The 14,291-nt window shown below is 56.1% G+C and carries 14 protein-coding genes and 1 pseudogene; 14 read left to right on the top strand and 1 reads right to left on the bottom strand.

Translation table 11 applies throughout. The annotated features are described in order from the left end of the window. Positions 1 to 19 precede the first annotated feature (19 nt). The 13 genes and pseudogenes from gntH to ACR3EN_RS12315 all read left to right on the top strand — a co-directional run bounded on the left by gntH (position 20) and on the right by ACR3EN_RS12315 (position 13,539). Entirely contained in the window at positions 20 to 1,486 is a 1,467-nt protein-coding gene (gene gntH / locus ACR3EN_RS12255; RefSeq protein WP_480825626.1) for a guanitoxin biosynthesis MBL fold metallo-hydrolase GntH, read from the top strand. Between the two features lie 14 nt (positions 1,487 to 1,500). Continuing rightward, positions 1,501 to 2,481, top strand: a complete 981-nt coding sequence (locus ACR3EN_RS12260; protein ID WP_480871174.1) for a CobW family GTP-binding protein — start codon at positions 1,501 to 1,503, stop codon at positions 2,479 to 2,481. Between the two features lie 90 nt (positions 2,482 to 2,571). After that, the gene (locus ACR3EN_RS12265; RefSeq protein ID WP_480825622.1) at positions 2,572 to 3,681 is read left to right on the top strand and encodes an HlyD family secretion protein; all 1,110 of its coding nucleotides are present in this window, start codon (positions 2,572 to 2,574) and stop codon (positions 3,679 to 3,681) included. Positions 3,682 to 3,988: 307 nt separating this feature from the next. Continuing rightward, positions 3,989 to 4,194: pseudogene (locus ACR3EN_RS12270) on the top strand (IS6 family transposase); the annotation flags it as partial. Between the two features lie 212 nt (positions 4,195 to 4,406). Then, on the top strand, positions 4,407 to 6,146 hold the full coding sequence (locus tag ACR3EN_RS12275) for an ABC transporter substrate-binding protein (RefSeq protein ID WP_480825620.1): 1,740 nt from the start codon (positions 4,407 to 4,409) through the stop codon (positions 6,144 to 6,146). A gap of 81 nt (positions 6,147 to 6,227) precedes the next feature. Further along, the gene (locus ACR3EN_RS12280) at positions 6,228 to 7,277 is read left to right on the top strand and encodes an ABC transporter ATP-binding protein (protein WP_480825617.1); all 1,050 of its coding nucleotides are present in this window, start codon (positions 6,228 to 6,230) and stop codon (positions 7,275 to 7,277) included. A 1-nt stretch (position 7,278) separates the two neighbouring features. Continuing rightward, positions 7,279 to 8,352: an ABC transporter ATP-binding protein gene (locus tag ACR3EN_RS12285; protein WP_480825615.1), complete on the top strand. Its 1,074-nt coding sequence runs from the start codon at positions 7,279 to 7,281 to the stop codon at positions 8,350 to 8,352. Further along, positions 8,352 to 9,215, top strand: coding sequence for a carbohydrate ABC transporter permease (locus tag ACR3EN_RS12290; RefSeq protein WP_170670891.1), 864 nt, complete (start codon positions 8,352 to 8,354; stop codon positions 9,213 to 9,215). The genes ACR3EN_RS12285 and ACR3EN_RS12290 overlap by 1 nt, the downstream gene beginning before the upstream one ends. Next, entirely contained in the window at positions 9,212 to 10,009 is a 798-nt protein-coding gene (locus ACR3EN_RS12295; RefSeq protein ID WP_480825613.1) for a carbohydrate ABC transporter permease, read from the top strand. The genes ACR3EN_RS12290 and ACR3EN_RS12295 overlap by 4 nt, the downstream gene beginning before the upstream one ends. An 8-nt stretch (positions 10,010 to 10,017) precedes the next feature. Next, positions 10,018 to 10,419 (top strand): DUF2160 domain-containing protein, encoded by a 402-nt coding sequence (locus ACR3EN_RS12300; protein WP_480825611.1) that lies wholly within the window; start codon positions 10,018 to 10,020, stop codon positions 10,417 to 10,419. 66 nt (positions 10,420 to 10,485) lie between these two features. Continuing rightward, on the top strand, positions 10,486 to 10,881 hold the full coding sequence (locus ACR3EN_RS12305) for a BlaI/MecI/CopY family transcriptional regulator (RefSeq protein WP_480825736.1): 396 nt from the start codon (positions 10,486 to 10,488) through the stop codon (positions 10,879 to 10,881). Further along, positions 10,868 to 11,965 (top strand): M56 family metallopeptidase, encoded by a 1,098-nt coding sequence (locus ACR3EN_RS12310; protein ID WP_480825609.1) that lies wholly within the window; start codon positions 10,868 to 10,870, stop codon positions 11,963 to 11,965. Before ACR3EN_RS12305 ends, ACR3EN_RS12310 begins: the two co-directional genes overlap by 14 nt. Before the next feature lie 554 nt (positions 11,966 to 12,519). Continuing rightward, positions 12,520 to 13,539 carry an AbrB family transcriptional regulator gene (locus ACR3EN_RS12315; RefSeq protein ID WP_480871176.1) on the top strand — a complete coding sequence of 340 codons (1,020 nt, stop codon included), beginning with the start codon at positions 12,520 to 12,522 and terminating at the stop codon, positions 13,537 to 13,539. Between the two features lie 221 nt (positions 13,540 to 13,760). Here the strand turns inward: ACR3EN_RS12315 and ACR3EN_RS12320 are convergent, their stop codons facing one another. Then, positions 13,761 to 13,883: a hypothetical protein gene (locus tag ACR3EN_RS12320; protein WP_480918424.1), complete on the bottom strand. Its 123-nt coding sequence runs from the start codon at positions 13,881 to 13,883 to the stop codon at positions 13,761 to 13,763. A gap of 45 nt (positions 13,884 to 13,928) precedes the next feature. On the opposite strand from ACR3EN_RS12320, the gene ACR3EN_RS12325 reads away from it, so the two are divergent. After that, positions 13,929 to 14,219 carry a hypothetical protein gene (locus ACR3EN_RS12325; RefSeq protein WP_480869583.1) on the top strand — a complete coding sequence of 97 codons (291 nt, stop codon included), beginning with the start codon at positions 13,929 to 13,931 and terminating at the stop codon, positions 14,217 to 14,219. Positions 14,220 to 14,291 lie beyond the last annotated feature (72 nt).

A 14,291-nucleotide genomic window follows, 5' to 3' on the forward strand; every position in this document is an offset into this window, starting at 1 on the left:
TCTAGCTGAGGACCAACCCATGACCAAGGAAGACAATGGAAAAGACCTGAACGACAAACAGGTTCAGGCGACAGACCAAATTGAAGACCCGTCGCGGCGGAGTGTTCTTAAGGGCCTGGCCACTGGAGCAGCCGCGACGGGGGCGGCTGGGTTTGCGGCAGGAAGTGCCGAGGCCCACGAAGGAGACGGCCCGCTGGGAGAAACGCTCAAGAACCCATACGGTGGGCGACCTGCAGGTGGTATCTCTTTGCCAGAGTATTTCCGCCCGACGAAGTACATGACAGGCTCAAACGCGAACTATTTTCCACTGAGTGAGGAATTGGGGCCAGATGAGATGCGCATCTCATTCTGTGGCTCGACACCGTATCCGCCGCGTGAAGATCAGGCGGGTACCTGTATTATGGTCGAGTTGGGTAACGGAAAAAGGTTCTTTTTCGACTTTGGATCCGGGTGTGTCCGCAACATCATTGCCATGCAGGTGCCGGGGCAGCTTATCAACGACATCTTCATCTCTCACCTGCATGTCGACCACTATGCCGATATTCCGTACATCTACCCTTTCCGTGCTTGGTCTGGTGGTTACACTCCACTTCGTATTCACGGCCCGTCCGGTCGGACACCCGAGCTTGGAACGGCGGGGATGGTCAAAGGCATGCAGCAGATGCTCAAATGGCATCTTGAAGCGTTCGACGTATTCCCGATTGGTGACGGCTATGAGATCGAGGTCAACGAGTTCGATTTCAGCCAAGAAGGCGGCATCGTATATGACCAAGACGGTGTGACTGTTCGGTCCTGGCCGCGCAGCCACGCCAAGGACGGTGCAGTTGGGTATCGGCTCGATTGGAATGGACTTAGCTTTGTTTGGACAGGTGATGGTCGTCCGGACGAGCTATCGCGGAAATACGGCGAAGGCGTCGATGTCTTTGTAACCGAAATGTCGGGACAGGATATCGGTCAGTTGATGACCTACAAATACGGTATCCCACAGGATCTGTTCAACTACACCATCGATACGCATCACACCTCCCACTATGCCGTGGGTAAGCTTTTTGCAGACACTCGCCCACGTCTTGGAATGGTGACCCACTACACTCAGGACGAGGATATCGACGCTGAAATGCTGGCTGGCATTCGCGCCCACTACGATGGCCTGTTCCAATGGGGGCTCGATGTGGCGGTCGTAAACGTGACCAAGGATGCGATCTGGTACCGGAAAGCTGCACTGCCCGGAAAATCCGGCACAGTACCACCATTCCGCGAACTTGCCGCAGCAGCCGAGGCCGGGCGTATTGAGCTTCCTGATGAAATCACACTGCCAAATCCAAGGCTTACCCGAGCTGATCAGCAAGACCAGAAGTATCGAGATATGGAGATTGATCCACGCGAGTACTACCCAACTGACGTTTTCCGCGCACCCGGTGGGGAATGGCCGCAGGACTTTACAATAAAAGTTTCCGATGTAATCGGCTCGCGCGATGAAGACTGAGGGGAGATCGGGCAATGATTGAATTTGGTTCGACTTCTGCGATCCCTGTGACGATCCTTACCGGCTTTCTAGGAGCCGGTAAGACAACACTTCTGAACCGGATCCTGACAGGCAATCATGGATTGCGGGTTGCGGTTCTTGTAAATGACTTTGGATCCATAAACGTCGACGCCGACTTGGTCGTCGGCCTCGAAGAGGATGTGATGAGTTTGGCGAATGGCTGCGTGTGCTGCTCGATACGTGATGACCTGATCGAAACAGTGGAAGCCGTTCTCGCCCGGCCTGAAAAACCGGAATACATCGTCCTTGAAGCAAGTGGAGTATCGGACCCATCGTCAATCGCGATGACGTTTACAGATCAAAAGTTTCGGGACATGATCCGCCTGGACAGCCTTATGTGTCTTGTCGATGCGGAACAGGTATTTGCCGCGCCGGAACAAATGGAACTGAAGCTCCGTCAAATTGCGTTCTCGGACATGGTTATTTTGAACAAGGTTGATCTTGTCGACAGGGCCACTGTTCAGAAGGTGCATGATTGGCTCGGCTCTCGCTTCCGTCGCTATCGTTTGGTCGAAGCTGTCAATGCGAACGTTCCTCTGGACATACTTCTGTCAGTCGGCCGCTTTGCGTCGGAACAATTGGAAACTGAACTGCCTGACCATCATGAACATGGCCCCGGCTGTGGTTGCCACCACGCTGACCATTCAGACAGCTTTTCGACGACTATGATGAAAGCTGAACACCCGATAAGCCTATCCTCTCTCCGCAGCGCTATTCGTGAGCTTCCCGGCGATGTCTATCGTCTCAAGGGGTTTGTCTTCAGTGAGGAGGATCCGGATCATCGCATTCTTGTGCAGGTCGTCGGTAAACGAATGGACATCGCGCGGGATGAAGCGTGGGGTGGGCGTAAACCCGAAACAAGGCTTGTTGCAATTGGCGCACCAGGGGCGCTTTCCGAGCACACTCTTTCAGATACGCTACTGGAGACTGCGTAGTGGCCTGGTAGGCCGAACCTGGTCTTGTGTGTCTTTAGTAAGCTTAGATGCTTCGGTTCCTCGTCCAATGAATCCAGTGGAGTATCTGAGATGCTGATCGTTCTGGCGCTGTATTTTGGCCTGGCCTGGGTGGTGTTCTCCAAATTCCGCCTACTGCCTTGGAATGCGGTTTCAAAGACCTTCATCTGTGGCGGTAGTGTCGTGATTGCGTTGGTGGTTATCGGCGCGCTGAACCACACTGCACCAAGCGGGACGGTTTCGGTCCAAGGCGCAGTGATCAGTATTGCTCCAAGTGTTGCGGGACCAGTGACAGAAGTCGCGGCAGAGCCCAATGAGCTAGTATCAAAGGGGGATGTTCTCTTCCGGATAGATGATACGGAATTCGCCGCTGAGGTCGCTCGACTTGAAGCGTCGCTGACCTCTGCCCAATCTGAGGCAGATCAGCTGGGTCACGACCTTGAGGCGGCTGAGGCTGACATCGCCTCACTGTCCGCGCAACTGAATTTTGGCGTGGCGCGTCGCGATGACATTATCCGTCTCGCCGAACGGGGAGCGTCCACCGAGTTCCTGCTTCAGGAAGCCGTTTCTACGATAGAGCAACTTGAGGCGGGCTTGCGCGCCGCAAACGCGCGGAAGGCGGGTCTTGAACGGCGTATTGCCGCCCAAGTGGATGGGGTCGATGTTGGCGTTGCCGAAGTAGAAAATTTGCTGATCCAAGCGCGTTGGGCATTGGAGCAAACAGTCGTGCGCGCACCTGCAGATGGCATGGTGACAGGCTTGACCCTGCGCCCCGGAAACCGGGTTTCGCCCCTCCAAGGGGCAATCAATTTTGTTGTACCGGGCGACAGGGTTCTGGTTGCGACACTTCCCTTGAGTAGTCTGCAAAACATATCCGTGGGCGATACTATTCGTGTTGCGTTGCGTAGTATACCTGGGACGGAGTTTGAAGCCACGATTTCGGACATACCAACCGCTACCAGCGAAGGGGCGTTGGATGCCAGAAGTGGGCTTCCTTCACTCCGCGAGTTGATTGGCGCGACGGACTTTATTGTCGTTGCAGAAATTCCTGATGATCAGAGTGCGAAGGAGACCAGATTGGGTGCATCTGGTACGGGCTTGGTTATCACCGAGGAAGCGGGCGCGATTTCGGTGTTGGCTGAAATTCTATTCTGGGTCACCAAGAAACTGAATTACCTTTGATTTAACCGAATTGCGCCTGAATAGACCTATGTCGTGGCCTGTAAAATCGTACTTTTATGCGTTACGCTTCTGTAACTGAACTGTCCGTAGCTCAGGATTTTCTGGCGAAATGTTGGAAGTTCGCTTTGGTCTTTGTGCGGTCATTGATTGTTCAGCATCCGATGGCAGTTGTACCGTTTTTGCTGTCATCGGCACGTTCGAAACGCTTCGACGACTGTCAATTTTCGCTTTGAGGAATGCAGCGGCGCAGCGACTCTGATCTTTAAAGACGGTAGCTTTGGGCCGAAGCCGCTATCCCTACGGCAAGCAGATCAGAAATTCGCACCTGCGGTTTCGATGAAGAGAACGTGCTATGTAACGCTTCAGGCGGATGCAAAGATTGTGGAAACTCACCTCCGCCCATACTTCTGTTTACAATCACTCAACCCGGAAAGATCGCTCTCCAGCAGAGACACGTTCAAGCCAACATACACTGCCGCTCTTGCCGAGTGGCGCGAACTTGGCTTGGGATAAAGGGAAGCTTTATTGGCCTAATTAAGGCGTGTTCGAATTCGTCTGACAGCACCCTTGCAACATCACAAGGTCCCTAGATTAGTATATTAATCAAACTCTTAGAAACATTTATCCTTGTTACTAAAAATTTAGTTTGACACACATGCAAAAAATCGCTGATGCTGTTTGTCATCCGGTTTGCACCGGATCACATAATCTTTGGGAGGAGACAGATGCGGAGACATCTACTTTCCGCAGTGGCGGCGGCTGCCGTCATTGCGGGGCACGGTCCTGCTTGGGCCGACGAAGCCGCAGCACAACGTTGGATTGACGACGAATTCCAGCCATCGACTTTGTCGAAAGACGAGCAGATGGGTGAGATGAAATGGTTCATCGAAGCTGCACAACCCTATGCTGGCATGGAAATCAACGTCCTGTCCGAAGGTATCCCGACCCACTCCTACGAGTCCGAGGTGCTGACCAAGGCGTTCGAAGAAATCACCGGTATCAAGGTCAACCACCAGATCCTCGGTGAGGGCGAAGTGGTTCAGGCCGTTCAAACCCAGATGCAGACGGGCCGGAACCTGTATGACGGCTACGTCAATGACAGTGACCTGATCGGTACGCACTCGCGCCTGCAACTGGCCTACAACCTGACTGAACAGATGGCAGGTGACTGGGCGGCGACCACATCGCCGACGCTCGATCTGGATGACTTCATGGGCATTCAGTTCACCACTGGCCCGGATGGCAACCTGTATCAGCTGCCCGACCAGCAATTCGCGAACCTCTATTGGTTCCGCAAGGACTGGTTCGATGATGAGGCCAACAAAGCTGCATTCAAAGAAAAGTACGGCTACGATCTGGGTGTTCCGGTCAACTGGTCGGCCTATGAGGACATCGCCGAGTTCTTCACCAACGACGTAAAGGAAGTTGATGGTGTGGCGATCTACGGCCACATGGACTACGGCAAGCGTGCGCCTGACCTGGGTTGGCGTATGACCGACGCGTGGCTGTCGATGGCCGGTGCCGGTGACGTGGGTGAGCCGAACGGTGTTCCCGTTGACGAATGGGGCATCCGCATGGAAGCGGGCACCTGTAACCCTGTTGGTGCTTCCGTCTCTCGCGGTGGTGCGGCCAACGGGCCGGCTGCGGTCTATGCGATCCGCAAATGGGATGAGTGGCTGCGGAACTATGCGCCTCCGGGTGCGGCGTCTTATGACTTCTACCAGTCGCTGCCAGCGCTTAGCCAAGGCAACGTCGCCCAGCAGATCTTCTGGTACACCGCCTTTACCGCCGACATGGTCAAGCCGAAGTCCGAAGGCAACAACACCGTGGATGACGAAGGCACGCCGCTGTGGCGGATGGCGCCCAGCCCGCACGGCCCCTATTGGGAAGAAGGTCAGAAAGTTGGGTATCAGGACGTGGGGTCATGGACTTTCCTGAAATCCACACCTTCTGATCGCGCTCAGGCGGCGTGGCTGTATGCTCAGTTCGTGACGTCCAAGACTGTCGACGTGAAGAAGTCCCATGTGGGTCTGACCTTCATCCGCGACAGCTCGGTCAACCACGAGTCCTTCACCGAACGCGCACCCAAGCTGGGTGGTCTGGTCGAGTTCTACCGCTCGCCTGATCGAGTCGCATGGTCGCCGACCGGCATCAACGTTCCGGATTATCCGAAGCTGGCCCAGATCTGGTGGCAGCAAATCGGTGACGTGAACTCGGGCGCCTTCACCCCGCAAGAGGCGATGGACCGTCTGGCCGAGGAAATGGACATCACCATGGCCCGGATGCAGGCCGCCGATGAGGCTGCCAACGTCTATGGTGGCTGTGGTCCACGCCTGAACGAGCCGCAGGATCCTGCCTTCTGGCTGGAGAAAGCCGGTTCGCCCAAGGCCAAATTGGACAATGAAAAGCCGCAAGGCCAGACCGTCAACTATGATGAACTGGTTGCGCGCTGGCAGGCCAACTGAGCCAAAGCAACCGGGGGTGCCGTGCGCGGCATCCCCACCTTACGACCAGTGCGGTGCACTGAACGACCGGAATCCACGGACATGATCGAACTTCAAGATGCCACCAAACGGGTTGGCAACGTTATTCATATCAAGCCCACCAATCTGGCGCTGCAGACCGGCCATTTCAATGTGCTGCTGGGCGCGACGGGATCAGGCAAGACCTCGCTGATCAAGATGATGGCCGGGCTGGACCCGATCGCCTCGGGCAAAGTCCTGATGGATGGGCAGGACGTCACCAAACTGAACACGCAAAAGCGGCAGATCAGTCTGGTACACCAGTTCTTCGTGAACTACCCGCATATGACTGTTTTCGACAACATCGCCTCGCCCCTGCGCGTGGCAGGCATGGCGAAATCCGAGATCGAGGGCCGTGTTGAAGAGGCCGCCGACCTGCTGCAACTGCGCCCGATGTTGCACCGCCGACCGCATGAGTTGTCAGGCGGACAGCAGCAGCGCACAGCGCTGGCCCGGGCGATTGCCAAGGAAAGCCGCGCCGTGTTCCTGGATGAGCCGCTGGCCAACCTGGACTACAAATTGCGCGAGGAATTGCGCGAACAGCTTCCCGACTTGTTCGCCGGGCGCGGGGCCGTGGTGGTTTACGCCACGTCCGAGCCTGAAGAGGCACTGCTGCTGGGGGGCTACACAGCCTTGATGGAAGATGGCCGAGTCACTCAATTCGGTCCAACCGCAGACATCTATCGCAATCCCGAAAACATCGCCGCGGCACGCGTGTTCTCGGACCCGCCAATCAACGTGGCACGCATCACCGTTTCCGGCGCGCAGGCACAACTGGCGGGTGGCGGAGGCTGGGCTGTCTCGGACATGGCCGACGGAGATTACATGGTGGCCGTACGCCCGCACCGGGTTACACCGTTCCGCACCTCGGATGCGGATGTGGAACTGACGGGCCGCGTGATCGTGACCGAGCTGTCTGGCTCAGACTCCAGTGCGCATTTCCGGCATGGCTCGGATGATTGGGTTTCGCTGGCCGCTGGCGTTCATCCCTATCAGGTCGGCGAAGATCACAGTTTCTACATGAACCCGGCCCATTGCCGGTATTTCGGCCAAGACGGCAAAAGGGTGGCCTGACATGGCACAGATCAAGCTTTCGAACCTGCGACACAGCTATATGCCTAACCCGCAAGGCCCGCAGGACTATGCGCTGAAGGAAATCGACGTTACCTGGCGCGATGGTGGGGCCTATGCGCTGCTGGGGCCCTCGGGTTGCGGCAAGTCCACCTTGTTGAACATCATCTCGGGCCTGCTGACCCCGTCCGAAGGGCAAATCCTGTTCGATGACCGGGACGTCACCGCCCTGCCGCCCGATCAGCGCAACATCGCGCAGGTGTTCCAGTTTCCGGTGATCTACGACACGATGACCGTGGGCGAGAATCTTGCGTTCCCGCTTAAGAATCGCGGCGTCGATGCCGCAACGATCAAACGTCGCGTCGATGAGATCGCTGAGATGTTGGACGTCACCGATATGCTGAACACCCGCGCCAGTGGCCTGAGCCCGGATAACAAGCAGAAAATCTCGATGGGGCGGGGACTGGTCCGTGATGACGTGAACGCAGTGATGTTCGACGAACCGCTGACTGTGATCGATCCCCATCTGAAATGGAAGCTGCGGTCCAAGCTGAAAGAACTGCATCAGCGCGTCAAAGCCACGATGATTTACGTGACCCACGACCAGACCGAGGCGCTGACCTTCGCGGATGAAGTGGTCGTGATGCAAGAAGGCGAAGTTGTGCAGATCGGTACGCCGGTTGAACTGTTCGAACGGCCTCAGCACACGTTTGTCGGCCATTTCATCGGCTCACCGGGCATGAATGTCTTGCCGTGTGAAGCCAAAGGCGACCGGGCGATCTTCGAAGGCCATGAGGTCATGCTCGAAGGTCCCACCCACGGCGACGGTGGTCGCACTGATTTGGGTATCCGCCCCGAATATGTCGGATTTGGCAGCACCGGCATTCCGGCGCATGTGACCAAAGTTTCCGACATCGGCCGCCACTATGTGGTTAGTGCAATGGTGGGCAATACGGCTCTTAAGGCCGTCACAGAGCACGGCGCGCCCGAACCCGGATCAATGGTCTTCCTGCAATTCAAACCTGAACAATCCCGCGTCTACCGCGACGGCTGGATCGCGACCGAGGAGCGCAGCTGATGAGAACAGAAAACCAAAAGGCCTGGTTCTTTGTCCTGCCGGTGCTGGCGCTGGTCGCGTTCAACGCGCTGGTGCCAATGATGACGGTAGTCAACTACTCGGTTCAGGAAACCTTCGGCAACAACCAGTTCTTCTGGGAAGGGCTTGGCTGGTTCGAACAAATCCTGCGTTCGGATCGCTTTCAGGCCGCGCTGGGACGGCAGTTCCTGTTCACCTTCCTGATCCTTCTGATCGAGGTGCCCTTGGGCATCATCGTCGCCCTGTCCATGCCCCGCAAAGGCTTCTGGGTGCCGGTCTGTCTGGTTCTTATGGCCCTGCCAATGCTGATCCCATGGAACGTGGTTGGGTCGATGTGGAACATCTTTACCCTGCCGAAAATCGGCCTGATGGGATACTTCCTGAACGATGTTCTGGGCATCAACTATGACATGACGCAACAGCCTCTGTCCGCCTGGATCACTGTCATCGTGATGGACGTCTGGCACTGGACCTCTCTGGTTGTGCTGCTGTGCTATGCCGGCCTGGTCTCTATCCCGGACGCCTATTATCAAGCCGCCAAGATTGACGGCGCCAGCCCGTGGTCAGTGTTCCGCTATATCCAGCTGCCCAAGATGAAAACCGTCCTGACCATCGCCGTCCTGCTGCGCTTTATGGACAGTTTCAACATCTATACCGAGCCCTTCGTTCTGACCGGCGGCGGCCCCGGCAACTCTACCACCCTGCTGTCGATCGACCTTGTGAAAATCGCGCTGGGACAGTTCGACCTTGGCCCTGCAGCCGCGATGAGCCTGATCTATTTCGCCATCACGCTGCTGGTCAGCTGGGTCTTCTACACTCTGATGACAAAGGATGACGCGCAATGAAGAAGCGGTCTCTTATCCCGATCCTCTATATCGCGTTCCTGATGTTGCCGATCTATTGGCTGGTGGCGATGTCCTTCAAGACCACGAACGAGATCCTGTCGGGCTTTTCCCTGTTCCCCCAGACCTTTACGCTGGAGAATTACATCACCATCTTCACCGACCCGACATGGTACTGGGGCTACATCAACTCGATCATCTATGTGACGATCAACACGGTGTTGTCGGTCTGTGTGGCCCTGCCTGCGGCCTACGCGTTCTCGCGCTATCGCTTCTTGGGCGATAAGCAGCTGTTCTTCTGGCTGCTGACCAACAGGATGGCTCCAGCGGCCGTGTTCGCGCTGCCGTTCTTCCAGCTCTATTCCTCGATCCACCTGTTCGACACCTATCTGGCCGTGGCTCTGGCGCATACGCTGTTCAATGTGCCGCTGGCGGTGTGGATTCTGGAAGGCTTCATGCGCGGCATCCCTAAGGAACTGGACGAAACCGCCTATGTCGACGGTTACTCCTTCCCGCGCTTCTTCGTGACGATCTTCCTGCCCAACATCAAAGCTGGTGTGGGCGTCGCGGCGTTCTTCTGCTTCATGTTCTCGTGGGTTGAGATGCTGCTGGCCAAAACCCTGACGGCGGTCGAGGCCAAACCTATCGCCGCGGTGATGACCCGTACAGCGTCCAGTGCGGGATATGAGCTCGGCCTGCTGGCGGCTGCCGGGACGCTCACCATTGTCCCCGGCGCCATCGTCATCTGGTTTGTCCGCAATTACATCGCGCGTGGGTTCGCGATGGGTCGTGTGTGAGGTTCGATATGCGTAAACTTCTTCTAACCTTTCCCTTTCTGCCGACCATGGCAACGGCCCAACAAGCTGGATGGGGCAATGTCGGCCAGCAAGAGGAAAAGGGGTTTTCCTGGACCGACCCCCTTTGGCCCGATTTCTGGATGGCCTGGACCCCGGCTACTCTGGCGCTGTTTATAGGCATCTTTTCAGCCATCGCAGTAATCGGCCTGCTCGAAGGGTTCAAATTCCGTGACGGGATCGAACGGCGCGGCGTGTTGGGTCTGACAACTACGTTGGGGGATCGGCTTTTCATTACCCTGCTGGGCTCGGCCTATATCTTCCTCGCTTGGCTTGGGTTGGTGGGTCAACCGGTCTGGACACCACTATTCCTGTCGATCGGCTGGGGCGTGTTCGTCTTCTGGAAAGTTTAAGCTTTGCGAAACAGCGAAAGGATGCTTGTCTGTCAGGCATACTAAAAAATGGCAACACCGAGATCGATGCGAAAGAAAAAGACAACCAATCTTCTGACTGAAGTGGAGCTGGAGTTCATGAACGAACTCTGGGCGCTGGGTCAGGGCTCGGTCCGTGATGTCCTTGATCGCCTGCCACCTGATCGCAATCTGGCCTATACCTCCGGCGCGACAATTCTGCGTATCCTGGATGAAAAGGGCTTCGTCGAAAGCGAGAAGAACGGCAAGTCGCTGATCTACAGACCCTTGCTGGAAAAGGACAGGTACCAGTCGCGGTCGTTGCAAAATCTTGCCCGGACCCTTTTCGACGACACCCCCGCGACGCTAGTTGCAAGGCTGGTCGACGATGAGGGTCTGACAGAAGATGATCTGGAGGAAATTCGAGCACTGGTAGAGAGGAGACTGCAAAATGACAGCGGTTAAACCGGTTCTCGATACGTTTCTCGAGTTCAACGTTGTGCTTGGACTGTCAGTGCTGATCTGGCTGGCGCTGCGCGGAACCCTTGCGCTCACATCCATGCGTTACAGCTTTGTCGCTCAGCTTCGGTCGCTCAAGATACTCTGCATCTGCGTTTTACTCAGCCCGGTTCTGGCGGTGGGTGTTTCAGGTTTGGTCAGTCAGATTTGGCCCGGACGCGTTGTCGCGCTGGGGGACATCGCCGTAGCGGCCTATCTGCGCGGTGAAATCGCCATGCCTGCTGCGCAATTCGAAACCCTGCTGAATACGCGCGAACGCTGGGTCGATCATATCCTGTCAGGTGCCTCTTTCTTCGTGACTTGCGTATTGATTGTGCTGGCACTTGTGGCGGTTGTTCTGGCTGTTCGGGTTGCCCGCAACGCACTTGGGATTCGTGATGCTGTCCGGTCCAGCTTTCTTTGGCGACAGTCGGACAAGGTGGATATTCGTCTTTCAGATCGCGTAACCGTGCCGTTTGCAGTGCGTGGCCTTCGTCGTCGTCACGTCGTTTTGCCCAGCCATTTGCTAAACTCGCCACGCGATTTGCGCTTTGCTCTGGCACATGAATTCCAGCACATCCGCGCGCTGGATGTGGAGTGGGAATTGGGCTTCGAACTTTTGCGTCCGTTACTGTTCTGGAACCCGGCCTATCTGGCCATGAAGCATCAGTTTGACCGGCTTCGCGAACTGGCCTGCGATCAGTCTGTCGTCTCGCGCAAGGGGATTGACGCAACCGACTATACTGCCTGTTTGCTGGACTATTGCGCGCGATCGGTAAAGCTGAACAGTCCCCGCATTCTTCATGTGGCTCTCGTGAACGGGTCGAAAGCAAAGCACGTTCTTCGTCAGCGTGTGATTGCCCTGACCTATGCGCCCCTGACGACAACCCAGTTGTCATCCATTTTCCTCGGGTTGACACTTGCCCTCGTTGTTGTGCTTGCCATCGGCTCGGCCTCGGTACGTCAAACTCAGGATTGGAGCCATGATCGTTTGATGCTTTCAACTGTGGTAAATCTGGAGCGGCTGGAAGCTCGGAATCGGGGCAATTGATCGGCTGTAATCCAAGACTTGCGCCGAGTGAATAGTTGGCCTCTCGATTGCGCTCAGCAAGTTTGTAGGGGTTTCGACGCTGCTGGTGGTTGCGGATTTTTTCTGAATCTCAGTTGAAAGTCTTGTTGTCATGCGGACGAACCGCTGCTGGACCGGATCAAGATAATCCACTACGCGGCCGAAGACTCTCTGCCGCATACCCTTACGGCAACGCTGCCAGAAGGCTCGCAGGTCCAACTGGTGCGGCGCAACCCAAAGGACAGCATCGCCGAACTATTCTCTGAGATGCAGAAACGTGAGAAATTCCTTGATTGCATGGGTGGCCATCAAAATGCCGATGACCTATACGACCGCTCGCAAGGCATCGGGAGGTCGCGTTCGCTGGACGCGCCCACATCTTTGTTTCGATGACATAATCAGATCCGTGTGCGTTTCACTGCATAGCAGGTTAAATGTCAAATAGGGATCGTGGTTAAAGCATGAGAGCCGGTCTCGCGATCCCGCGATCACAGGATTGAAAGAAAGGTCATGAGGGTGCCCGTGGAACCGCAGCGATGACAGTCTTTCTGACCTTCGCAGTCGGACTCGCTGGCGTGGCCGGGTTTCACTTGCTTGATCTGCCGTTGCCCTGGTTGTTAGGCCCCATCTTTGCCTGTCTCATGGCGGCTGCTTTCAGGATGCCGCTGCGTGGGATTGCAGCTGTAAACAAATCTATGCGAACCATTCTTGGTGTCGCGGTTGGTGCGACCCTCACACCTACGGTTTTGGCAAGTTTTCCGTCGATGTGGCCCACACTGGCGATGATCCCGGTCAGCGTGATTTTGATCGGGCTGATCGGCGTGCCCTATTTCCGTCGCGTCTGGGGATATGACATGCCGACGGCCTACTACGCGGCCATGCCCGGCGGGCTTCAGGATATGCTGGTTTTCGGCGAAGAAGCGGGCGGCAACGTTCGAACACTGTCTCTGATCCATGCAACACGTGTGCTGCTGATCGTGACGGCTCTGCCGTTCATTCTTGAGATTATCTGGGATGTCGATCTCAGCAACCCGCCCGGAGAGTCTGCTGCGTCAATCCCGGCACAAGAATTGCTGATCATGCTTGTCTGTGCGATTGCAGGTTGGCGCATTGCGGAACGGATCGGGTTATTTGGAGCGTCAATTCTCGGCCCGATGATCGCAGCGGCGATAGCAGCCTTGACGGGCGTGTTGCATTTCCGGCCGCCGGCCGAGGCGATCTGGCTGGCGCAGTTCTTCATCGGTCTCACCGTCGGCGCGAAGTATTCTGGCGTGACACGTACAGAGGTTCGGCGCGACCTCGTTGCCGGGGCGGGCTTCTGCTTGGTTCTGATCGCCTTGACGTTCCTATTGGTCGAGTTCGCGATCATCTTTGACCTTGCGCCCGGTCGTGAGGCCTTGCTGGCCTTCGCCCCCGGGGGACAGGCCGAAATGGCAGTGCTGGCGTTAATCGTCGGGGCAGATGTGGCCTTCGTAGTCGTACATCATGTGTTTCGGATTGTTTTGGTGATCCTTGGCGCACCAATCATAATGCGCCTCGTTGACAGGTTTCAGTGATCTGTAGCACCTGCAGAACGCGAGATCCTGGTAGGCAGGCGAGTCTATTGCGTTGCGCGTCCAGGCAATGATCTACACGCGTGTGGGCAATACACAGGCCGTAAGCTCCAAGGAAACGAGGCACGTGACTGGGCCGATCCTAGTCTTTCTATTCTCATGACCAGCCATACGAAGCTCTTTTAGCTCGTAGAAATGCCACCGGTTATGAGACCGTTTCGCATTTAGAACCAAGCGATGAAGTCGCTCACCGCGATCTTTGAAGTGTCGCGGAGCTGGAAGAAAAACCCACCCTCGACAAAGACGCTTTCGCCTGCATCGGTGTTTTTCCGTGCATCGAATTCCATATATCTGAGCGGTAACCTTGATCTCAGCACCAACCATGCACGCTAATGCTGCTTGCAGCGCTTAACCTCCTGCACCATCTCGTGAAAATCATGCAAGGCTGCGATCTGAGCATCGCTGAGCTTAGTGCGATCGAGTTTGGCCTGATCGATCAGCACGTCAAGCGCTTCGGATATCCGGCCGATCTGCCTTCCATAGCTGCCAACCTCGCGCAAAATGCGCCGCTCAAGTTCCGGTTTTTCGGTTCGGCCGAGGTCAATGTTGATAAAGCCCAATTGCCCTACATTTTCGAGCCAGTTCGACCAGATATCAAAGACTTGGGTAACTGCACCCCCTAAAGGCGCTGTAATTCGCATTGTCATAGGTTTCTCCATATGCAAATGCGCCGCAGCGCAGCATAATCAAAGCCA

The sequence above is a fragment of the Ruegeria sp. G7 genome (assembly GCF_056535465.1).